A 19,058-nucleotide genomic window follows, 5' to 3' on the forward strand; every position below is an offset into this window, starting at 1 on the left:
TGGTCAGACCTGGTCACACCATGGTCAGACCTGGTCACACCATTTGGTGAGACCATTTGGTCAGGCTCTTGTTTAATCGTTTGATCGTGTCCTGTCTCATCAACTGTTTTTTGACGTCCCACCGTATTCTTTTTAAACAGCTCGTCTGGGTTCGGTCCCTGTCGACTCAGCACTTCAGTCATACGGTTCTTTGCGTCTCCACCAACGATGGCCGCAAGTTGTGACTCAAGCTCGTCTTCATAGTTCCTTTTTTTTGCCATAACGTCATCCGTTGAACGACTCGATTCTATCCATAAATTCTGTCGCGAGGTCGCGATAATTGCGGCATCCCAGTGCGCTTTCGTCAAAGTCACAAATACACCGTCCCGCAATATTTGATCGTTCAATGACAGTATTGCGATGTATCTGCGTTTTGAAGACGTTCTCTGGCTGGAAATACGCCTTCACAGAGTTGGCAATGATCTTCCCTGCCTTTGTCCGTTTATCAAGTAATGTGAGGAGTGCGCCGAGTAATTTCAACTTCGGATTTACCGCCACGATTTTGTTTACAACTCTTAGCAATGCGTCGACGCCTGATAGAGCATAGGCTGATCCTGCTTCAACGGGGATAATATAGAAGTCTGATACGACGAGGGCGTTATTCAGAAACAATGAATCTATCTGAGGGGGGCAGTCTATCAAGACGTAGTCGAACGTTTTCATGAAATCGATATCTCTTTCAAGTGCCGTTCTGAACCCAATAAAACGCATAGGATCGTTATAATCAACACTGAGTGTGATAGAACCAGCATTCAGATTGTTTGGGATGAGGTGTATACCCTCATACTTGCATGGTACCGCACATGATGAGAATGTTGCTCCATCTGAGAATAACATGCCGATATTCTTTTCAAGTTCAAACGGAGAGACTTTGCTTAACGTTTGCGACGCATTTCCCTGTGGATCACAGTCGATAACAAGAACTTTCTTCTTTCTTCTTGAGAGGTTGTAGGAAAGATTTGTCGTCGTCGTTGTTTTTCCGACACCGCCTTTCTGGTTGGCTATACTTGTTATGTACACGGCACCACTCCTTTAACCTTGTTTTTTATTGGGCATATCCGCAATACTCGCGCCAGTCAAAGGTTTACGGATGTATTTTGTTTTTTTGAAATCACCATGATGTCAAACGAAACGAGAGATAGTATACACATGACAACAAAAAACCCCGCTTCGGCGGGGTTGAGAACGAGGATGAAGGGGCGATATTACCATGCCTGCATTTTCCCACATTGGGGACACATCGCGCCTTTCGGTGTGATATAGAAGAGTTCCATTCCACATGTACATTGCCAGTATTCTTGAGGGATAACCGGATATTTGCCGGCCCCCTTGTGTAGTCCGCAGTTGGGACATTCCAGCCATGTCGTACCGACGGGAGCAATGCTTATCCATTCATGCTTGCAGTTCAAGCATACTGCTTCGCCTGATACATGCGGAGAGTGCTTTGGGGATGTTGGGAAATTGATGACGTTCTTCGGAGGCGATTTTATGGGATCAACCTCAAGCGCAGCACAAATCAGTTCGTATGTCTCACGATCACATTCCATTCTTCCCCCTTCGATCATGCTGATTTCCGAGGGCTTCACTCCAGTCGCTTGACCAAGTTCACGGCATGTTTTGTCGGCGTTTTGACGTGCTTGTCGAATGTGTTGTCTTTGGTTTTCGGTTATAGTCATTGTTTCGCCCTGCATTCCTCGCGAACAGTTCTTTGAAATTGAGACATTCCCTGGAGGTACGACGTTCGTAACAAGTCTTTTATTTCTTCAATGACATGCCTGGGAACTTCGCTTTTTTCGGCCTGTGCCGTGATTCCGTCGCACGCACATTCCAAGGTTATGCTGTTTCGCGTAATTCTGAATCTAGGTGTTGTCCCGCACCCTGGACATGCAGGGAGGTCCGTCTTTTGTATTTTCTTTTTCATGCCACTTCCTTGTCGTTCGATTATCGCGCGTTGCTTCCGGCTCACGGGATTCTCGGGACGGGTGTCCAGTTACGAGGCTATCTTGATGTTCGTGTATCGTCTTTCGCCGCGATGTTTGTAATACCATTGCATAATCGCCTTTCGCTCTTCTTCGTTCCAACCAAGTGCCCGTTGTTTCGTTGTGACTATATTTTTTTGAAGTGCATCGAGCGCATGGAACCACATCGGTAAAGCCTTTACGCCATGGGATTGAATTAACTCACATCTATGCCAAGCCTCTTCCGGTGTTGAATCGAATCCAATCAGCGCGTATGATCTTATATTGTGTTTTGCTATCTTGAACTTTCTCAATAGCGTGTACGCTCTTGCCCATTGATCGACATACTTTAGTGAGTCCAAAGCAAGCCGGATCATGGGCTTTTTAACTCTTGCTATGCGCTCCGCGTGGTGTTTATTTAGTCGTCGAGCGTCAACGCCTTGGTTAAAATCGCACCAGCCCCATTTTTCAAGCCTATCCATCACGCGGTCAAAATGTGCTTCAGAGGCTGCGAATAAGTTGTTGTCGCAAAGGATCGGCAAGTCTTTCCAATCATCAAGCTCGACGATCCCGCCCGGTTCGATGCGCCCTTCACCTATTCCACAGAACTTGCACTTATTGGGGCAACCAGTGGTTGTGCGGGTGGCCATGGGGTTCACTTTCTGTAAGACTCCGGGGTAGTTGTCCTGCACTTCAACTTTGTCGATCTCATCGAAAAAACGCGGCATTAGTTTCACCGCAGGACCACCAACAATGACATGTGGGAAAAGCGTGTGGGAAACTTGCATTTTTACATCAGGCAAATTCCACGTAAATGGGATGCTGATGTAAAGCGTGCCCCCGTCAATCCATTGCGTTGGTGCTTTCGGCCACATATCTGTCATTTCCCCCGCGCAGCCCAACTACTCACACAATCCGTATTCTGAAACGCATTCAGGCTGTGGAAGAATATCGAGCATTGAGGCTTGGCCGTTTCGATTCGTTGTTGCCCAGTTAGCTACGTGATAAACTGTACAGTTATTAAAATTTTTTGAGTTCTTTCCGCGTGGAGTTTTGTCGTACGAAAAGAATGATGATATGCCACGCCTTGCCGCAAGGGAAACACGGCGCTCCCACCGTGAGATACGATCAAGCTCCTCTGGAAACATGCGTGATATATTTGACAATTCAGCTTTTCTTGCAAAAATACATGGCATACATCCAACTCTGTGCATTCCCATCTTGTACAATGGATTCGGCTCAACTCCATGCTGTGCGAGATAGTCAAAACACTTCTTCTTGCTCCAAGATGCAATCGGCCTGTATATATCTATCTCTCCCTCTTCGTGCATAGGAAGCAGTGCGCGACGCGGGCTTTCATCCCAGCGGATCCCTTGCCACGATATGGGCTTATCGCCGTTGTCCAAGATGACCGCGAAAACAGCCTGTTGAATCGGTATGACTTTGAGTTCCCCCGAACAAAAACGCCGTGTAGCTGATGGGAACCGGCTATGATATAAACACATATCAAGAAATGGGTTCCCCGTAGGCGTGAGCGTCCAGAGCGCTTGCCGAAGGCGTTTATTCGTCCATCCCGTCTTTTTTCGGTCTTTGATCCTCGAAACTAGCTTTCTCCTTCGCGTCTCGATCTTTGCTGAAAAATCAGCCTTCACTTTCATGATCGGCGCTTTGAATACATTCTCAAGATAGCCAATGTATTCAAGAGTCAAGGGGTGTTCATTCCCTGTGTCGGCAAACACAAAACGCAAATTGGGTGTCATTCGTTCTATGGCAAGGAGGGCAGTAGCCGTGCTGTCTACGCCGCCCGAAATGGAAACAACGTTCACGTTCATGTTTTATATACCTCGTCCCCGGCACAGCCCAACATCCGCGTCAAGCTGCGCCGGATATTGTTTTATCCCGGCAACCCGTTGTGTTCTGCGCCGTCGAGGAGCCGGCCAGATTTCTTGCTCCCTACGCGTTCCATGAACACAACACGCTCACCATGAAAGCCATGTCCTCCTGCGAGGTTCATAAACCGCTGTTTTTTGCTTTTATCCTTGGGCAAGTTGCGCCAATCAGGATCATCGTCACGGTCATAGGTACAAGTCCATTCCCCCCACTGCTTGAACCAGAATGGGACATTTGCCGCGCCACACTGATCGCGCAGAGAGCGCACCCAATCAGGATGCATCGGTCTGGCGTTGGGTCCTGATTCACCGCCACAGATGGCCCAGTGTAGCCCAGGTTCCGGGGAATACGTTGAATCATGTGTTCCCCAAAAACCTCCAGACCAAGAATCATAGGCCCACCCATGCCTATCAAAATGCTCAATGTCCTGGTTATCTTCGGTGAGCATCATGTACCGGTGCAAGTTCACCTTCCCCAATAGCGGCTCACACGACACAAACCGGACCGCCGCCGGAGTATTGAGCAAGATTGGTATGCGGTAGTCGGCCATTTGTTGGTTTTCGACTGTTACGCCTAGCCAGACGTTACGCATCGGCCAGCCTACGTTCATTTTACCAACAAGGTTGCCGTTAATACTATTATAGACTTGGCACTCGGCCTCTTCGTTGTGAGTTATATCCATCGCCACATCAGAAAGATGTTCGGCCCAATTTCTCTTCTCTCCTTGCTCTACATATTCCCGCATCCCCTCCGGCCGTTTCGTGAGCACCATAAACGTATGCTGCGGACAAAGGGCCATTACTGCAAACACATGGTCGAGCCACTCATCTTGCACGGTAGGATGGAAAATATCTGTCATGCTCCCCACAAAAATGCGTCGTGGCCTCTTCCAATGTAGTGGTATTTCAAGCGCAGACTCAACAAACGCCGTTTTCCCGTTCCAGGCTTTGGATGTACAGCCTACTACTTGGCTATACGTATCTGCCGTCTTGGGGTTCTGCGCGAGTCTACATGCGGTTCGTTCAGCATAACAGTTGTCACACGCGGGGGAGATTTTGGAACACCCGATGATTGGGTTCCAGGTCGCGTCTGCCCAATTTATTTTTGTGTTATCTGCCATCAGATCACCCTAATATTTTCGATTTCGGTCCAGCCTTTTCCGCAGACGTCCAAGCCGTATTTGCCGCCTTGCTCTCGCCAGTCGCTCAGGGCAAACGTGCGGGTCCATCCCTCTTTGAATCGAGCTGAAATTCTCGTACCGCGCTCGACGTGAGGCAGGACGCCGGGGAGTGGGGGTTGGGTTGTGGTCATGGCTAGGCTCCCATTTCCGCGATAAACCGAGATGGTTTTTGTTGATCGTGAACGATGGTGATGGAGTTGGCTGCTCTGGTGAGCGCGACGTAGGCGAGGCGGCGTTCTTCCTCTATGTTGGCATTTCGCTTCGAGGGAAAGACTCCATCGTCAAAGCCTATGAGAACAACGTTGTCCCATTCCAGTCCCTTGGCGGCGTGGACAGTCATGAGCGGTACGGTCTCATCGTCTATGGAGAGATCGTCTTGCGCGTCCTGAAAGGCGAGGTATTCCAACAAGCCTGACACTGTTGTGATGTCGTGTTGCTCAACGATGCTTTCCAGAAAATTCATCTCTACCGGTGAGGAAGGGAGAAACCAGTCTTGAGCGACATTCAATGCGTCATCAACTAATTCCAATCCTGCGAAGGGAGAGAAACCTACAGACTGTTTCCATACTTGAAAATGAGAAAGGCCGAGTTTTGCAGCATTGATTCGTATTTGTGCATACGTTTCACGGGAGACGTCGCAATATTCCCGAATCACCATGAACGAGAAGTTATCGAATGGATTGATCATCAGCTTGAGTACAGCGTGGATTCGCATGAACTCGGGACTATTCTGGAGTTTGCTGGCAGAGCCGACGTGAATATTTTTTATCCCAAATGTATCAAGCTCATTCGAGGTGCCTTCAAGAAGATCGTGTGTTCTGCATAATACAGCCAAAGAACCGCTTTTGACATCTCTTGCCTGGGAAACAATGCAGGCTTCAAGATTTATGTGAAGAACGTTTTCAAACAATGCTCCCTGGCCTTGTGTCTTTTCAGCAAGGCCAATCTCACCTTCTTCTTGTCGTGCCGGTACCATCGTTTTGGGTAATCGATTGGCGTTGTGGTCAATAAGATTGTTCGCCGCATCGACGATTGTTCTTCCATTTCGGTAATTCTGTTCAAGCCGGAGGATATGAAACTTTTCGGCCTGGCTAACGAGATAGCCGGGGATGGCTCCGCGCCATTCGTAGATGCTTTGATCAATGTCACCGACAGCGAAAAGGGCTGAACCGCAGTGTTCCATAACATCGTTGACGATCATCCATTGTTGGCCGTCGAGGTCCTGGCACTCGTCGACCAAGAGGTAGCGCCAGTGCAGATATTGCGCGATGCGCGGCATGAGTTGGCGCAAGCCGATCATCAAGCCGTCGTGGGTAACGGCGTTGTTTTCCCTGCAGCGTTGGTAAAATCCGCGTACGATATTGGCGGCGGGTTCGTCGGCTGGCGGTTCTTGAAAATGCTCTCGATAATGGGCGAATGCTTCCGCTATATCTTTGCGTTTGACTTTCCAGCGCTTTGATGCGCTGTCATATCCACCCATTTCTTCGGCCACGTCTTTCAGGAGCATGTCTTCTTCGAGAGAAGAATAGACCGTGAAACGGTCCGTCCGCAGGCCCAACAGATCGCCGAATTGGCGCAAGAGTCGAAAGGCCAGACCGTGCATAGTGGAAACGCTCAAGCCATAGGCGTTCTTGCCAAGCCGTGCTTCAAGTCGTTCCTTCATCTCTTTTGCCGCCAATCGCGTGAACGTAATGGCGACAATTTCAGAAGGATGAACTTTGCAGTCCTCAATAAGATGCGCGATACGCTCGGTCAGAACTCGTGTCTTGCCGGAGCCGGCACCGGCCAGAACGAGGACCTGACGGTGTTTGTCCTGATCGACGGTGACGGCCTCGCGTTGTTGGGCGTTGAGTGTAACGACTTGGGGAGGCATACTCTGTTGAGTCTGTATGGTTTCGGTTGTGGCAATGGTGTTCATGCTGTTTCCTCGCTTAATACCAGGGGGCTGGTTCATGGGGAGAAATCCTGGAAAGAATGATGATGGCGCATCCATCCTTTACGCACCCGTCCGTGATTATTCTTGATGCATAGGCAAAAAACATGCGTTCGAACGAACCGTGAGTTACCTGCAGAGCGTCCATATATTTGATGCCGTATGTCTCTTTAATAATCAGAACACCTTCCATGAACGCCAAGTTATAATCGTCTGGAGAAAGAATCATCCTGTGCATCATAGAGGCAAAAAGTCTCCGTCCAGACAGCAACGCCCTTGCTCTTCTCGGATGCGGTGAGGTTTGTCGTTGATCATTACAATTTCCCAGCCGTCCGGTAGTCTTTCCGGTGCGTGGCAGGTATTGATGATGATTTGTGTTTCCGGGTTGGCCGCTTCAACGGTATTAAGGAATGCGGACAGATTCGTGCTATCGACCTCAGCCGCTTCGACAATGATGGTTGTTGCTTTGAGCGCGGCCGCTAAAGCGGCATCAAAGATGGCCTTTTGCCCACCCGATAAACCGGCATAGGGAACGGTGCGTCCATCCATGGACCAACCAAAAGCAACGGTTCCGGATTCGATTTCGATGACGGCTGCACCGTGGGGGAGATAGGCCGACATGGTTGCCGTCAGGCTGGAGAGTGTTCCGGCAAGCGCGTCTTCCTTCCGTGCTTTCTGCCGTTTCAATTCGGCTTTGGCGTTTTTAATCTGCTCAACGAGTCCTTCCGCTTCGGCTCTGGCCTTGGCCGCTTGCTCTTCCATGGTCGAAGCCCGTATGAGCGTGTCGCGTTGCTCTCTGCACTCCAGGAGCTTTTGCGCAATGCCGCCAATCATGTCGTCGAGCATTTCCATGTCGGTATTCATGCGGCCTCCCTTATGGCTTTTTTGGCTTGCATCAGGGCTTGCCGCACAACCATCTTGGCGGCACAAACATCGCATCCGGCTGCATCCATCGCCGCTTTGATGTTTTCCAATGCCGTGACCACATCATTTTGTGCCGTGGCCTCCTGCGCAGGGGACTGAAACGGTTGTTCATGATGGGATGTGGTCGTTGCCTTGGATTGGATTGTGGCGCGAGATGGTTCCTGTTCTTGTTGGATTTGCATGGCTGCACGAGCGTGTGCATGCTCCTGCTTGGCGTTGTCGAGTTGTTCACTGAGTTCAGCTATTTTGGCGTCTATTTCCGGCAACGTTCCCGCGGGCAAGTCCATGTCCGCTCGTGATTTGGCAAATCTGGCCGCGTCCCGCTTGGTGTTGTCGCGTTGCTGTTGGAGGCTCTTGAGGGTGTTTTCGGCTCGGGCAATGTCTTTTTCAATGCTGATGACATCGCCCTGTGGTGGATACAGGGAAAAAAGCGTCTCAATTTGTTTCGGACCGGACAAGCTCATAAAGGCCGAGACGTCGACAACATGTTCGTCGCGTACGGCGTCGCCAACTTCGGCCGCGCTGGCTTTGCGTTCATTAATGCGAAGACTTTGTGTATTCTTGTCGTCGAATCGCCGAAGGCGTCGTTCGATTAACGTGCCATTCTGCATTTCAGCCACGACACGCACGTCTCTTTTTGCTCCCTGCGATGGGTCGGAAAAGGCGTCGATGATATCGCCGATCTTTTTCCCGGCTGTACCGGGAATGTATCCCATGACTGCGAGTTGCAACGCTTGACTGATGCTTGATTTGCCGGAGCCATTGGGACCGATGACAAGATTCCTTTGGGTCAGGGCTTGGTCCATATCCAAGCCCTTGAACGATTTTGCAGCGATACGGGCTATCATTGGTCTTCCTCCATCGCGTCCATCTGGCGGTTCATCGCGTCGCTGACGGCACGCATGTTTTCAGCTGTCATTGTCGTGTGATCAGGCGAAACGGCCAGGGCGTGGCAGGCCCGCAGAAAGATATCTTTGAACGCCTCGGCGGCTACGGCGAGATTTGCACGCATCTTGGCTGTCTCGGGATCGTCGTCAGCGACAGGCGACGATTCCGGCTCCACATCTTTGGGTGGAGTGGAGGAGAACGTCTTCCCGTTAGTGGTTCCCATGTCGTAGGTCTGATCCGATTCCGGTTCGACCGCCATTCCCATGGGCTTCCCCTCGTCCTGGTCGTCTTCGGAGCCAAGAAGTTCGGCTTCGTCTTCAATGCGCTCCGTGCCGCGCTTTAATTCGATGGTTTGTTTCCCGTTTTGGCCTTCAGGAAGCGCAAAGTCCTGACTTTCGGTGAGCGCTTCGACACGGCGCTGGATGTCGGCATATTGGGTCGTGTCCCATTTCAGGAGACTGCCGTTGTCCGGTCTCCAACAATGTATTGTGACATCCCATACCGGGGCGGGTGCTTTTTGCAGACCAAGCAAGTGTTTCGTGGCATTGCGTCGGGCAAATGTTTGGGCAAAATCAATGGCTTTTTTTTCGCGATTGAGGATTTCGCCGTACCATTTCATGGCCTCGTCGTGCGTCGTGTTGACATACAGGACAACGGCTTCGTCAAAATGGTATCGAGCCCATGTCCCGTCTTCCGGCGGTGCCATATCATTGGGCAACAACCGAAATGCTTGTGGAAATTTCTTCGCTTTGGCGATGAGATCAATCATACGATAGGCCGGGACATCGTAGGTTGTTGTCCAGTCTGCGACCTGAGGCAGCCCGGCACGAGAAAATCGGAATGCGACTGCTCGGGCGTAAATGTTGAGGATGCGATTATTATTCGGATCGCGAATGACATGCGGATTGGCTTGTTCGATGCCGTCCACGATGACGGTTTTCGGGAAGATGACGCATGTTCCGGTGGCTTCGGCCAACATCTCGTAGCCTTGAGCCGACACGACCCAGGGGCCGTTATAGACAGGCTGAACGAGGCCACCATTTTCGCTGCTCAACCTCAACCGTCCTTTTGTGGCGCGAATTTGGCCGTGTTCATTTTGGAGTGCGAAGGCTTCGTCTTCAGCTAAGACGAGCACGTTCTTTTTCAACACACCATGGACATAATCCTGCACAATCGCTGCGGCCTGAGAATCCAGTGATTTCAGACGTTCAAAGGCTTGTGTTACGTCCATGATTGCGCTCCTCGTTGACTTTTGTTCTTGGATTGGTAGTGTTTGGAGGCAGTTTGATCCTGCGTTTTTTGCCAGCGGCAAGCCGCGTCCTGCCATGAAGCGGCTTGCCTTTTTTGCGACTCGTGTACGCGTCGCCGGTCAATCAACCCGGTGATTTTCATCTTGTTTTCCTCGTCATGGTTGCGGGGAAATCCACTCCAGTCTGGACGCCATTCATCATTTCCATAGTTTCTTGTTTGGCTTCTTCTTGTTCTGCGGCCCACGCTTCATAGGCTTCCCGTGCGGCTTCTTCATTGGTCATCCCGTCACCACCCAGGTGGAGACGAAGGAAAACAGTATGACGCACACCCACCAACCAATCGTGGACACTCGTTCTTCTGTTTTGGCGTTCATGAATCTCTCCTATCGATCTGTAATAACAGGAGAAACGACCCCAACAATGGAGACAAAACCCACCACCATGACCAATTGATGACGCCACCCAATTTGAGGCCAATGAACACTGCGCCCAACACCCCAAAGAACCCGACGTTACCACTGCTTGAACTACTCATATTTCCGTTGTCCTCCCTTTGATTGTCTTCATGATCCACACGCCTTCCCCCTCCATCTCGCGTCACTTTCCGGCGCTTATCCGGCCAAGGTTGCCTACTGCCGTACCTCCTCTTGGAGGTCTTGGGTTCGGCCCGTACCGGCGTCGCATCCAGGGCGCTTCGCGGGGTGTCAGGCCCATCACCAACCGCAATCCGCTGTTCGTCCCGTGGGCTTACCGGGCGGTTCGGTTGGTGTGGTTTCGTTGTCGTGTTGAAAAATGATGTAACCAATGGTTCTTTTTGTCAACGATAAAAAGAACCATTGGTTACTTGGTGTGAGAGTAAGATGATAAGAACTATCTAGGTAAATGTGGAGGACCATTTGGGGGAAGGCGAATAAACAAAAAAAAACCGCAAAGCGGGGCTAGGCGGCGTTTTGATATGAGGCAAAAAAAAATTATTTATTGTATATAATGATACATATGATGATTCCAATAACTATTATTGATATCATAGATAAGGCATCGCTTTCTTTTTGGTTTGCAATCATTGCTTTCAGTTGCGTGCTTTCTTCTTGCAACTTTCGTATTTTTTGTGCCATTTTTTTGAAACGTTTAGCTTCAATTTGAAGGTTGAAAGGCGTGATATCTATCGTTTCCTCTTCTTCAGCTAAATCTAGTTCAGATAATAATGATGCCATATTGTGATATACAAAGTGATAAAACCAATACTCTTCTTTGTTTATTGTTGTGTCATGGTCGTTGTGATCCATGGACTTCCTCTTTTGCTTTTTTAAGGGGAAAGAAATGACATTTGTTAGTTAGTTAATTAATTGACTTGAAAGGGGGTAAGAAATGATTCTTTGGCGCTGAGAGGCGTACGCCGTACTAATATACAAGTTGCAGATAGCCATGAATTTCCGGGTGGTACCGTGGCTTCGGTTGAGAGGCCCCACTTCCCTCTACCACCCTTAGGCGGAGCGCCTATTGATTATATCCTCTTGCTGTTTTTCTCGTTCAGCTGCTCGTTCCGTAGCTCGAAAAATAATTGTCTCCAATCTTTCTCCAAGAGCGTTACAAAGATCAACGAGATCTGCCATTGTTAGGGATTGAACCTTGCCACCTCTTCTCCCTTTGTGAATGTAATACCATTTTTTTACAGAACTTTCTGAATCTCCAAAAGCCTTCTTGGCCACCTCAGAATGCGGGATTCTGTTGGCATCCATTATGCGAACAAGCTCTTCAACCACAGCACGTTCAAACACAAAACCGTCCATGTCGATTCCATGGCGGCTTTTCGCGTTGTTGTCATGGAGCAAATTGTTCTTGACCCAAAGGAGCATAGTGTTCCATAATCTCTTCATGAGAAGTTCAACATTCAGCAAAGATCTCGCGAAAAAACTTCTGGCCGCGTTTGGTCATCCTGATTCCGTTGCCAAGGTGCTTGCTATTCATCCTAAAAGTTATAGCCGAATTTTAAGGAATGGAAAGGCAGAGGCATCTCTGGTGAAACTTGCAGAAATTGCGGCAGATAATCCTGAACTTTTTAACCACGAGACCTAATTTGCCCTCCACCCTCTACGCCCGTCTCCCTTACGTCCTCCGGGGGAGTCGGGCCTTTCTTAAAGGGTCGGCATCTTGATCGTTACACAGGCAGTGGTAGTTGTATCGTGACACGCTCCTTGGGGTAACGGTTCAACACATAGGATAAGGCCGTATTATGGGCGTGAGGCACTTCAAGCGGTGAGGGGAGGGGAATATTTCGGAATATAACAGCTGTTTCGGTGAGAAGCCGAATACGCAGGTAGGGGCCGTTTTGGCCGTGTTTGAGATAGGCACGCACGTCCATGCGACGACTATGCGTGTTCTCAATAACTGTATCAATACAAAATCATAGGGAGTTCTTTGGTGATATTCGAAATCGATGACGACAGATTGAACCAGCTCGCGTTGATGAATCCGCAGGATGCCAACGAAGAATTTAAACGAACACTGAAAGATACCGGTGGGCTGACGGGTTTCTGCAACGACCATGATCTTTCGTGGTCTCAATTATCGCATAAGCTTGACCGGAACAAGAAAACGGCTCGTCTTCATTTTGACGATGTTGTGGCTATCGTTCGTGCCGGCAACCCGACGTACATTGACTACCTGGTTTCTCAACTCCCCGATCCCAACGAATTTCTGACACCTCAAGGGCTTCCCGAGATGCGCAGCCATATCAACGCGTTGCTGCAATTTCTGGCTCATTTTTCGGCCGAGGTGTCGGCCCTCGACCAAGACGGCAAAGGCATCGACGCCCTGAATGCGCAACATCTCTACGAGGACGCCTTTGCGTTGTATCGGCGAATCACGGCTGTCATGGCCGGGCTTCGTCCACATTTCCAGTCGCAGGACCGTGAGATTCTGGCGCAACGAGGAGACGAGGCATGAGCGATACCATCATCTATTCCTTTCTCCCTTTCTCCTCTCATGAATCCCCTCTCACTCCAGATCCTCTTCTTACCGACTTGCAACGTCGCAACTCCGAACTTGTCGAAGAAAACCAACTGTTACGCGCCGTCATTGAACGATACGGCACATCCGTTGCCGTTCTCATTCAGGCCACGGGGGAAGCCGTCGCAAAACACCCGACGTTTCCCAAACATCATGAAGGCATTGCTTCGCGGCTCGGTGAGGAGGTTATGGAGTTCTTCCAGGCGGTGAATGACCACTGTGAAGACGGGGCTCCTGCAGAGGATGTGTGGAAAGAATTGACCCATGTCGGGGCCGTTGTATTGCGTGCGTTGAATGTGTTGGAGAGTTCGCCACAGGGCAACACGTAGGGGATTGTTATGGGCAAAGCTCCAGCGTTTCAATTCTATCCGAAGGACTGGCTGTCCGACGCAAGCGTACGCATGTGTTCACCGGCAACGCGTGGCATTTGGATCGATTGCTTATGCCTCATGTGGGATGCACCGGAAAAAGGAATCCTCTCCGGGACTCCTGAACGTCTTGCTCGTTCCTTGGGATTGTCTCGTGAGGAGTTTCAGAACTTCCTTGATGAGGCGAAAGAAACGAACTTGGCTGACATTGTTATCGAAAACGATGTCACAGCATGTCACGGTGCGTCACATCAATGTCACGCCGTGGTCACGATCATCAATCGCCGGATGTCACGAGAGCAAAAAGTCAAAGATAGCGCCAGGATACGGAAGAAAAACCAGCGTGAACGCGAAAAGTCACAGGCCGGTCACGCGACATGTCACGCTGAAGTCACGCCCCCTTCTTCTTCTTCATCTTCAACTGCAAAAAAAGAGAGAAATAAACATAGCGCGTGCGCGCGCGAGCCTGCCCCGCCAGATTCCCAAAGCGAACCACCGAACCCGGCGCAATCTGCCGAACTCGAACTCGAGCAAGCTGGTATTGAGCCGTACAGCCTGGAATTCCTTGAATTTTGGGAGGCTTACCCGAACAAGGTCGGCCAGGATGACGCCTGGATCGCCTGGAAAGAACTCAAGAAAAAGCGCCAGCATCCGGGGATCGGCACCTTCCATACCGCCCTTTTAGCGCAAGGCAAGTCAGCTCGTTGGCAGCAAAACGGCGGGCAATACATCCCCGATCCGGCAAACTGGCTCAAAAAACGGCGTTGGAAAGACAAGCTTCCAGAAGCCTGTGTCACGCACGATGTCACGGCGATGTCACGCGGACAATCGCGTGACGGTCTTGTGCCCAAAACGTTTGCCCAACACCAAGCCGCAGAACAAGAAGATCAAGCGCTCATCGCGCTGGAATATATGCGAGGTCAAAACGATGCCAAGCAAAAGTGCAATAGTGGGAGAACTGGCGAAATTCTCCTTGGTTTACCAACGTCGTAGCAGTGCAGCTCTTCAAGCCTTGGTTGAAATTTGGTCTGAAGATCTGGCTGAACTCAACGACGAGGCTTTGATACAAGCCTGCGCTCTGGCCAGAAAGAAGTGCAAGTTCTGGCCGACTCCGGCGGAACTCTTGGAATTTCATGAACAGGCAACGCCGACGTATAACATCACTTTTATCCCGCTTCCCGAATCGCCGAAAGATGTCGAAGTCATGGCGCAACGCAACGCAGGTCGTGCGCGAGATATTCTTCGTGCACTCAAAACCGGTGAACGACCGGATTGGATTGGCGCACTGGATCGGCAACGCGGACGGGTCCAGTGAAACCCTGTGACACGAACCCCACATTGCCCTGTATCGGACGTTGGGGCTGGTGTTTAGGACGATGGGATTGGGGGAAGTCTGTAGGGTGTGATCCGCCTCCGTTGCGGAGTGAATATGAACACTGCCCATGGATTGGGAGTGTGCAAGTGTGGTTGAAACGGACGAACAGAGGGAAGAGGGCGTTGATATGAAAAAATTTGTACATAAGAATGCAATTTTTGCTGTTGAAAACCCAAGAGAAGAAGTCATTCGAGATCTTCTGCAAGAACCTCGATATGTAGAAGTTCTTCAATTTGGATCACCTGACCAATTAGAATGTGTTGGGCTGTTTGACTTCGGAGGAGAAGAAAAGTGGTTTGACGGGCAAGGATATGAAGTTGTTATCCGACATCTGCTCAAAGAAAACCGGCGACTCCAAGCAGAAAAGGAACAACTCAAAAAAGATGCAGAGCTTCCACAGTATGTAATGGGGAAGCTCTGGGACAGCCTCAATGCAGATGGATTATCTGAGGTGGTGGAGACGATCAAGAAGGACAGAACGTGAAACAAGAACACTGGAGTGCAGCCGAAGCCGCTCAGTTTTTCAAGAGCGGCAAGCGACCGTATCGCGCCCCTCAAGAGAACACGACGGCAGAAGCATCTCCAGGCAATGCTGCGTTGCTCATCCACAAAACCAAAAGGCCACGTAGCGCCGGTATGAACAAAACCGAATCCCGTTTTGTGTGTGAATATTTGGAGCCGCATAAACAAGACGGGGTGCTGAAGCATTGGGAGTACGAGGCGTTTAAAATCCGTCTGGCAGAACACCAATGCTGGTACACGCCGGATTTCATGGCTGTCGATAGTGAGGGAAAAATTTGGATGATTGAAGTGAAGGGCGGGTTCGAACAAGAGGACGCCAGGGTAAAGCGGTTGGTTGCGGCTCGCATGGTGCGCGAGATGGGAATGCGTTTTTTGTTCGCGCAATTGAAAGGGAAAACGTGGACGTATACGGAGTTGTAGGAGGGGGAGGATGGCATTGCCTCATGAATCGGTGTTGCATTTGATAACAGAAGAGATGGTTGTGGATGAGCGTCTTTACCTTGGGTATCAAATGAAATGTTGGCGTTTTTGGAGACCAATACTGGGGGATAGCTACGGAATCTTGAATAAAAAGTCTTTCTTCTGGAAGTTCCAACGCAGACGAGAAGCAATGAAACGTATTTTATCAAACAAAAGGGTACGCTGTGGCCGGAAGCCTGAATAAAGTCATGTTGATTGGTCGTCTCGGGAAAGATCCGGAACTTCGGTACACACAGTCTGGCAGTGCAGTGGCAACAGCCTCGCTCGCTACAGATGAATCGTACAAAGACAACAACGGCAACAAAGTCGACAAAACGGAATGGCACCGGCTAAATGTGTGGAGGCGAAAAAGTAGAAGTATGCTCATACCCAGGCTGTAGCAGAGAAGGCGGCTTATTCATTTATTTTTATAAACATCTTGTTCATTTCATTTGACAAAGTAGTTGTAAGTGCAACAAATTGATCCACACAAAAAAACAAGGAAAACCCATGGCGCTCAATTGGGATGCGATCGAAGCTGATTATCGAGCGGGTGTGCTGAGTAATTGCGCGATTGCGAAAAAATATGGCTGCAGTGAATCGGCCATACGCAAACGCGCGAAACGAGATGAATGGGTAAAAGACCTCTCCGACAAGTATCGTCGCGAGGTGCGAGCACAGTTGGTGCGAGAGCAGGGACGAGTCGCACCTGCGCGTGATACGGCGCGATCTGATGCGGAGATCGTGCGCGAGGCGGCAGCGTCCGGGGTCGAGGTGGTGCGGCAGCATCGGCAGCACCTTTCGCGACTGCTCAATACCGGGAATCGGCTGCTAGATCATGTTGATGCCGTTCTGGAGGCTGAACCAGGGGCTTGCACGCCGAATGATCTCAAGGCGGCAGCGAAGTCGTATGCCGATGCGGCTCGTGCTTTTGCTCAGGCAATACCGTTGGAACGGCAGGCTCATGCGCTTGATGAGCGTAACGACGATGATGATGGGTCGCCGGATTGTATTCAGATTCATGTGGGCAGGGAGTGATCAATTCATGATGGGAGATGGCATTATCTTTCTTTTACGTTTGGTTTTAGTTTTAGTTATACTAATTCCTGTTTTATATATTTCAGATTGTAGCTACAATACAATGCGAGGTGGAGATTTTATATGTGACTATCCTCGTACAGTTATGATAAAAAATAGAAACATTGACTGTAGTAGAAATGGTTGCAAACTCAATATTGAATACAACGAGGATGAAAATGGCATCATGAAGATAAAAACACTTCACCTCCCTACTCTCATAGTGGATTACAATATTGATTTTAACCAAACAGACATTGAACACTTTGATCTTCACCGCTAGTGAAAATGCAAAAGCCATTAGCTGTTGCCAACGAGCTTATCAGTATTGCAAAGGCGGAAGGAAATTCGCCAACTCAAATGAAGCTTCAAAAACTTCTTTTCTTTGCTCATGGCTGGTACTTGGCTCTCAAAGATGAGCCTCTGTTGTCTGAGGATATACAGGCTTGGCCATATGGGCCTGTCATTCCATCTGTTTATCATGAACTCAAGATCTATGGACGAAATACAATTACATCGTTGGCGACGGAAGTTGTTCAGAATCAATCAGGATTGACTCTTGAACCTCCCAGAGTAAATGATCCTACGGGGTATACACAGTCTTTTTTGAGAAAAATTTGGGATGCTTTTGGAAGCTATAGTGGCCTTGAACTTTCCAAAATGACTCATATGGAGGGGACCCCATGGTCTAATGCGAGAGGGAACAACTCAGAGAGTTCCACCCAACGTGATGTGGTTATTCCAAATGAGTCTATTAAAGATTATTTCAAAAAAATTGCCATAACTTCTTAATATATGTATTTCGACGAAGAAATCGCCAAATTCCATCCTCGACAGCTTGATGCAGTGCAGGCGCTTGATAGGTCGAATGTCAAGTATCTCTTATATGGCGGAGCGCTCGGTGGAGGGAAATCGTATTTTCTCCGCTGGGTGACCGTGCGGCGGCTCATGGCGATATACAAGCGCTATAACGCCGCGGGTATGCAGGCTATGATCGCCTGCGAGGATTATCCTACCCTCAAGGATCGCCAGCTTTCCAAGATTGCCACGGAGTTTCCACCCTGGTTGGGAAAATACTATTCCAATCATAAAACATACGGCCATGCCTTCCTGCTCAAACCCAAGTGGGGAGGAGGTGTGATTGTTTTCCGCAATCTCGATAACCCGGCAAAGTACGCATCGGCCGAATTCGTCCTGATTTGCGTGGATGAACTCACCAAAAATACCTACGACACCTTTACCCATCTTCGTTCCCGCTTGCGTTGGGCGGGCATTCCGGATCACGAGTGTAAGTTCGCAGCCGGGACAAACCCCGGTTCGATCGGCCACTCGTGGTGCAAGCAATTATGGATTGATTCCGATTTTCCCGACGAATGGAAAGCGCCTGTCGATTACACCCAATCATTTTGCTATATCCCTGCAAAAGCTGATGATAACCCGCATCTTGATGAGGCCTATTACGGCTTGTTACAGACTCTTCCGCCTGCTTTGCGGAAAGCCTTTCGTGATGGGGATTGGGATGTCTTCCAGGGCCAGGCCTTCCATTTTTCGAAACAGCGTCATGTCATCGACCCGATTCCTGTGCCGGATGGTGCGCCGATCTACATGACCATGGATTGGGGCTACGGTGCGCCGTTCAGCGTTGGTTGGTGGTGGGTGGATAATGATGGCCGGGTGTACCGATTCGGAGAGTGGTACGGCTGGACCGGCACGGCAAACCAGGGGCTACGGCTCACGGATGCACAACTTGCTGACGGGATTAAGTACAGAGAGCGCAAACTCGGTATCACTGACCGTCCGATTGTTCGCCTTGCCGGGCCGGATTGCTTTAATCGCAAGCCCAATTACATGGGAGGCGGACAAGGTCCGAGTACAGCCGATGTCTTCGCACAGCATGATTTGCATCTTCGTCCCGGCGATCCCTCCAGACATCTCAAAATCAGGCAATTTCACGAGCGCTTGAGCATCCCTGACGACGACACCATGCCGATGCTCGTCATCTACTCAACATGTGAGCAGTTTGTTCGTACGATTCCCACGCTCGTCATCGATCCATCCAACCCCGAAGACATCGACGAAAAAGGCGCTGAAGACCATATTTACGATGAATCGTGTCATGTGTTGATGGCTCGTCCACTCAACACCGCGATGTCGTTTGAGGATGTCAACAAGTCACAACGAAACGG

27 protein-coding genes and 1 pseudogene are annotated in these 19,058 nt (G+C 49.8%); 13 read left to right on the forward strand and 15 right to left on the reverse strand.

Features of this window, described 5'->3' with window-relative positions; translation table 11 throughout:
- From G451_RS30535 to G451_RS0119610, 15 genes are all read right to left on the reverse strand, one after another.
- Positions 1 to 260 (reverse strand): hypothetical protein (locus G451_RS30535; RefSeq protein ID WP_034643041.1); only part of this gene is annotated, 260 nt, incomplete at its 3' end.
- Between the two features lie 4 nt (positions 261 to 264).
- A complete protein-coding gene (locus G451_RS0119525; protein WP_027185573.1) occupies positions 265 to 1,059 on the reverse strand; it encodes a ParA family protein in 795 nt (264 codons plus the stop codon).
- Between the two features lie 185 nt (positions 1,060 to 1,244).
- Positions 1,245 to 1,715 carry a helix-turn-helix domain-containing protein gene (locus G451_RS34275; RefSeq protein WP_051261709.1) on the reverse strand — a complete coding sequence of 157 codons (471 nt, stop codon included), beginning with the start codon at positions 1,713 to 1,715 and terminating at the stop codon, positions 1,245 to 1,247.
- Positions 1,716 to 2,029: 314 nt separating this feature from the next.
- Positions 2,030 to 2,881, reverse strand: a complete 852-nt coding sequence (locus G451_RS0119540; protein ID WP_156921730.1) for a radical SAM protein — start codon at positions 2,879 to 2,881, stop codon at positions 2,030 to 2,032.
- 18 nt (positions 2,882 to 2,899) lie between these two features.
- Positions 2,900 to 3,829 (reverse strand): phosphoadenosine phosphosulfate reductase family protein, encoded by a 930-nt coding sequence (locus G451_RS35410; RefSeq protein WP_034643044.1) that lies wholly within the window; start codon positions 3,827 to 3,829, stop codon positions 2,900 to 2,902.
- Between the two features lie 62 nt (positions 3,830 to 3,891).
- Positions 3,892 to 5,007 carry a phage Gp37/Gp68 family protein gene (locus G451_RS0119550; protein WP_027185577.1) on the reverse strand — a complete coding sequence of 372 codons (1,116 nt, stop codon included), beginning with the start codon at positions 5,005 to 5,007 and terminating at the stop codon, positions 3,892 to 3,894.
- On the reverse strand, positions 5,007 to 5,198 hold the full coding sequence (locus tag G451_RS0119555; protein ID WP_027185578.1) for a hypothetical protein: 192 nt from the start codon (positions 5,196 to 5,198) through the stop codon (positions 5,007 to 5,009). Before G451_RS0119555 ends, G451_RS0119550 begins: the two co-directional genes overlap by 1 nt.
- Positions 5,199 to 5,200: 2 nt before the next feature.
- On the reverse strand, positions 5,201 to 6,985 hold the full coding sequence (locus tag G451_RS0119560) for an ATP-dependent helicase (RefSeq protein ID WP_027185579.1): 1,785 nt from the start codon (positions 6,983 to 6,985) through the stop codon (positions 5,201 to 5,203).
- Between the two features lie 13 nt (positions 6,986 to 6,998).
- Positions 6,999 to 7,241 carry a hypothetical protein gene (locus G451_RS34615; RefSeq protein WP_027185580.1) on the reverse strand — a complete coding sequence of 81 codons (243 nt, stop codon included), beginning with the start codon at positions 7,239 to 7,241 and terminating at the stop codon, positions 6,999 to 7,001.
- On the reverse strand, positions 7,238 to 7,864 hold the full coding sequence (locus tag G451_RS0119570; protein ID WP_027185581.1) for a hypothetical protein: 627 nt from the start codon (positions 7,862 to 7,864) through the stop codon (positions 7,238 to 7,240). Before G451_RS0119570 ends, G451_RS34615 begins: the two co-directional genes overlap by 4 nt.
- Complete coding sequence (locus G451_RS0119575) at positions 7,861 to 8,772, reverse strand: ATP-binding protein (protein ID WP_027185582.1); 912 nt, start codon at positions 8,770 to 8,772, stop codon at positions 7,861 to 7,863. The genes G451_RS0119570 and G451_RS0119575 overlap by 4 nt, the downstream gene beginning before the upstream one ends.
- Entirely contained in the window at positions 8,769 to 10,043 is a 1,275-nt protein-coding gene (locus G451_RS0119580; RefSeq protein ID WP_027185583.1) for a hypothetical protein, read from the reverse strand. Before G451_RS0119580 ends, G451_RS0119575 begins: the two co-directional genes overlap by 4 nt.
- 157 nt (positions 10,044 to 10,200) lie before the next feature.
- Entirely contained in the window at positions 10,201 to 10,344 is a 144-nt protein-coding gene (locus G451_RS34280; protein ID WP_156921731.1) for a hypothetical protein, read from the reverse strand.
- 689 nt (positions 10,345 to 11,033) lie between these two features.
- Entirely contained in the window at positions 11,034 to 11,348 is a 315-nt protein-coding gene (locus G451_RS0119605; RefSeq protein ID WP_027185584.1) for a hypothetical protein, read from the reverse strand.
- A gap of 198 nt (positions 11,349 to 11,546) precedes the next feature.
- On the reverse strand, positions 11,547 to 11,852 hold the full coding sequence (locus tag G451_RS0119610; RefSeq protein WP_156921732.1) for a helix-turn-helix domain-containing protein: 306 nt from the start codon (positions 11,850 to 11,852) through the stop codon (positions 11,547 to 11,549).
- 85 nt (positions 11,853 to 11,937) lie between these two features.
- Between G451_RS0119610 and G451_RS0119615 the strand changes: the two genes are divergently transcribed.
- From G451_RS0119615 to G451_RS30565, 13 genes and pseudogenes are all read left to right on the forward strand, one after another.
- Positions 11,938 to 12,138 (forward strand): hypothetical protein, encoded by a 201-nt coding sequence (locus G451_RS0119615; protein WP_027185586.1) that lies wholly within the window; start codon positions 11,938 to 11,940, stop codon positions 12,136 to 12,138.
- A gap of 345 nt (positions 12,139 to 12,483) precedes the next feature.
- A complete protein-coding gene (locus G451_RS0119625; protein WP_027185588.1) occupies positions 12,484 to 13,008 on the forward strand; it encodes a hypothetical protein in 525 nt (174 codons plus the stop codon).
- Entirely contained in the window at positions 13,005 to 13,400 is a 396-nt protein-coding gene (locus tag G451_RS0119630; protein WP_027185589.1) for a hypothetical protein, read from the forward strand. Before G451_RS0119625 ends, G451_RS0119630 begins: the two co-directional genes overlap by 4 nt.
- A gap of 9 nt (positions 13,401 to 13,409) precedes the next feature.
- The gene (locus tag G451_RS0119635) at positions 13,410 to 14,432 is read left to right on the forward strand and encodes a hypothetical protein (RefSeq protein WP_027185590.1); all 1,023 of its coding nucleotides are present in this window, start codon (positions 13,410 to 13,412) and stop codon (positions 14,430 to 14,432) included.
- Entirely contained in the window at positions 14,413 to 14,754 is a 342-nt protein-coding gene (locus G451_RS0119640; RefSeq protein ID WP_027185591.1) for a hypothetical protein, read from the forward strand. The genes G451_RS0119635 and G451_RS0119640 overlap by 20 nt, the downstream gene beginning before the upstream one ends.
- 148 nt (positions 14,755 to 14,902) lie before the next feature.
- The gene (locus tag G451_RS0119645) at positions 14,903 to 15,298 is read left to right on the forward strand and encodes a hypothetical protein (RefSeq protein ID WP_156921733.1); all 396 of its coding nucleotides are present in this window, start codon (positions 14,903 to 14,905) and stop codon (positions 15,296 to 15,298) included.
- Complete coding sequence (locus tag G451_RS33160; protein WP_051261710.1) at positions 15,295 to 15,756, forward strand: PDDEXK family nuclease; 462 nt, start codon at positions 15,295 to 15,297, stop codon at positions 15,754 to 15,756. Before G451_RS0119645 ends, G451_RS33160 begins: the two co-directional genes overlap by 4 nt.
- Before the next feature lie 10 nt (positions 15,757 to 15,766).
- Positions 15,767 to 16,000 carry a hypothetical protein gene (locus tag G451_RS34620; RefSeq protein ID WP_027185593.1) on the forward strand — a complete coding sequence of 78 codons (234 nt, stop codon included), beginning with the start codon at positions 15,767 to 15,769 and terminating at the stop codon, positions 15,998 to 16,000.
- Positions 15,981 to 16,175: pseudogene (locus G451_RS33810) on the forward strand (single-stranded DNA-binding protein); the annotation flags it as partial. The gene G451_RS34620 and the pseudogene G451_RS33810, both read left to right, overlap by 20 nt.
- A 100-nt stretch (positions 16,176 to 16,275) precedes the next feature.
- On the forward strand, positions 16,276 to 16,833 hold the full coding sequence (locus G451_RS33165; RefSeq protein WP_156921734.1) for a hypothetical protein: 558 nt from the start codon (positions 16,276 to 16,278) through the stop codon (positions 16,831 to 16,833).
- Positions 16,834 to 16,840: 7 nt separating this feature from the next.
- Entirely contained in the window at positions 16,841 to 17,155 is a 315-nt protein-coding gene (locus G451_RS0119665; protein WP_027185594.1) for a hypothetical protein, read from the forward strand.
- A 5-nt stretch (positions 17,156 to 17,160) separates the two neighbouring features.
- On the forward strand, positions 17,161 to 17,664 hold the full coding sequence (locus G451_RS30560; RefSeq protein WP_156921735.1) for a Panacea domain-containing protein: 504 nt from the start codon (positions 17,161 to 17,163) through the stop codon (positions 17,662 to 17,664).
- A 3-nt stretch (positions 17,665 to 17,667) separates the two neighbouring features.
- Positions 17,668 to 19,058 (forward strand): phage terminase large subunit (locus G451_RS30565; RefSeq protein ID WP_051261713.1); only part of this gene is annotated, 1,391 nt, incomplete at its 3' end.

It is taken from the genome of Desulfovibrio inopinatus DSM 10711 (assembly GCF_000429305.1).
Lineage (GTDB): Bacteria > Desulfobacterota > Desulfovibrionia > Desulfovibrionales > Desulfovibrionaceae > Alteridesulfovibrio > Alteridesulfovibrio inopinatus.

What these genes read in the sequence shown, in the direction of transcription:
- G451_RS0119540 (WP_156921730.1), bottom strand. Translation starts at nt 2,881, where the DNA reads ATGACAGATATGTGGCCGAAAGCACCAACGCAATGGATTGACGGGGGC.
- G451_RS0119575 (WP_027185582.1), bottom strand. Translation starts at nt 8,772, where the DNA reads ATGATAGCCCGTATCGCTGCAAAATCGTTCAAGGGCTTGGATATGGAC.
- G451_RS0119615 (WP_027185586.1), top strand. Translation starts at nt 11,938, where the DNA reads ATGAGAAGTTCAACATTCAGCAAAGATCTCGCGAAAAAACTTCTGGCC.
- G451_RS30560 (WP_156921735.1), top strand. Translation starts at nt 17,161, where the DNA reads ATGCAAAAGCCATTAGCTGTTGCCAACGAGCTTATCAGTATTGCAAAG.
- G451_RS0119665 (WP_027185594.1), top strand. Translation starts at nt 16,841, where the DNA reads ATGATGGGAGATGGCATTATCTTTCTTTTACGTTTGGTTTTAGTTTTA.
- G451_RS0119635 (WP_027185590.1), top strand. Translation starts at nt 13,410, where the DNA reads ATGGGCAAAGCTCCAGCGTTTCAATTCTATCCGAAGGACTGGCTGTCC.
- G451_RS34275 (WP_051261709.1), bottom strand. Translation starts at nt 1,715, where the DNA reads ATGACTATAACCGAAAACCAAAGACAACACATTCGACAAGCACGTCAA.
- G451_RS34280 (WP_156921731.1), bottom strand. Translation starts at nt 10,344, where the DNA reads ATGACCAATGAAGAAGCCGCACGGGAAGCCTATGAAGCGTGGGCCGCA.
- G451_RS34620 (WP_027185593.1), top strand. Translation starts at nt 15,767, where the DNA reads ATGGCATTGCCTCATGAATCGGTGTTGCATTTGATAACAGAAGAGATG.
- G451_RS0119630 (WP_027185589.1), top strand. Translation starts at nt 13,005, where the DNA reads ATGAGCGATACCATCATCTATTCCTTTCTCCCTTTCTCCTCTCATGAA.
- G451_RS0119550 (WP_027185577.1), bottom strand. Translation starts at nt 5,007, where the DNA reads ATGGCAGATAACACAAAAATAAATTGGGCAGACGCGACCTGGAACCCA.
- G451_RS0119580 (WP_027185583.1), bottom strand. Translation starts at nt 10,043, where the DNA reads ATGGACGTAACACAAGCCTTTGAACGTCTGAAATCACTGGATTCTCAG.
- G451_RS34615 (WP_027185580.1), bottom strand. Translation starts at nt 7,241, where the DNA reads ATGATGCACAGGATGATTCTTTCTCCAGACGATTATAACTTGGCGTTC.
- G451_RS35410 (WP_034643044.1), bottom strand. Translation starts at nt 3,829, where the DNA reads ATGAACGTGAACGTTGTTTCCATTTCGGGCGGCGTAGACAGCACGGCT.
- G451_RS0119610 (WP_156921732.1), bottom strand. Translation starts at nt 11,852, where the DNA reads ATGGACGGTTTTGTGTTTGAACGTGCTGTGGTTGAAGAGCTTGTTCGC.
- G451_RS0119570 (WP_027185581.1), bottom strand. Translation starts at nt 7,864, where the DNA reads ATGAATACCGACATGGAAATGCTCGACGACATGATTGGCGGCATTGCG.
- G451_RS0119560 (WP_027185579.1), bottom strand. Translation starts at nt 6,985, where the DNA reads ATGAACACCATTGCCACAACCGAAACCATACAGACTCAACAGAGTATG.
- G451_RS0119555 (WP_027185578.1), bottom strand. Translation starts at nt 5,198, where the DNA reads ATGACCACAACCCAACCCCCACTCCCCGGCGTCCTGCCTCACGTCGAG.
- G451_RS0119605 (WP_027185584.1), bottom strand. Translation starts at nt 11,348, where the DNA reads ATGGATCACAACGACCATGACACAACAATAAACAAAGAAGAGTATTGG.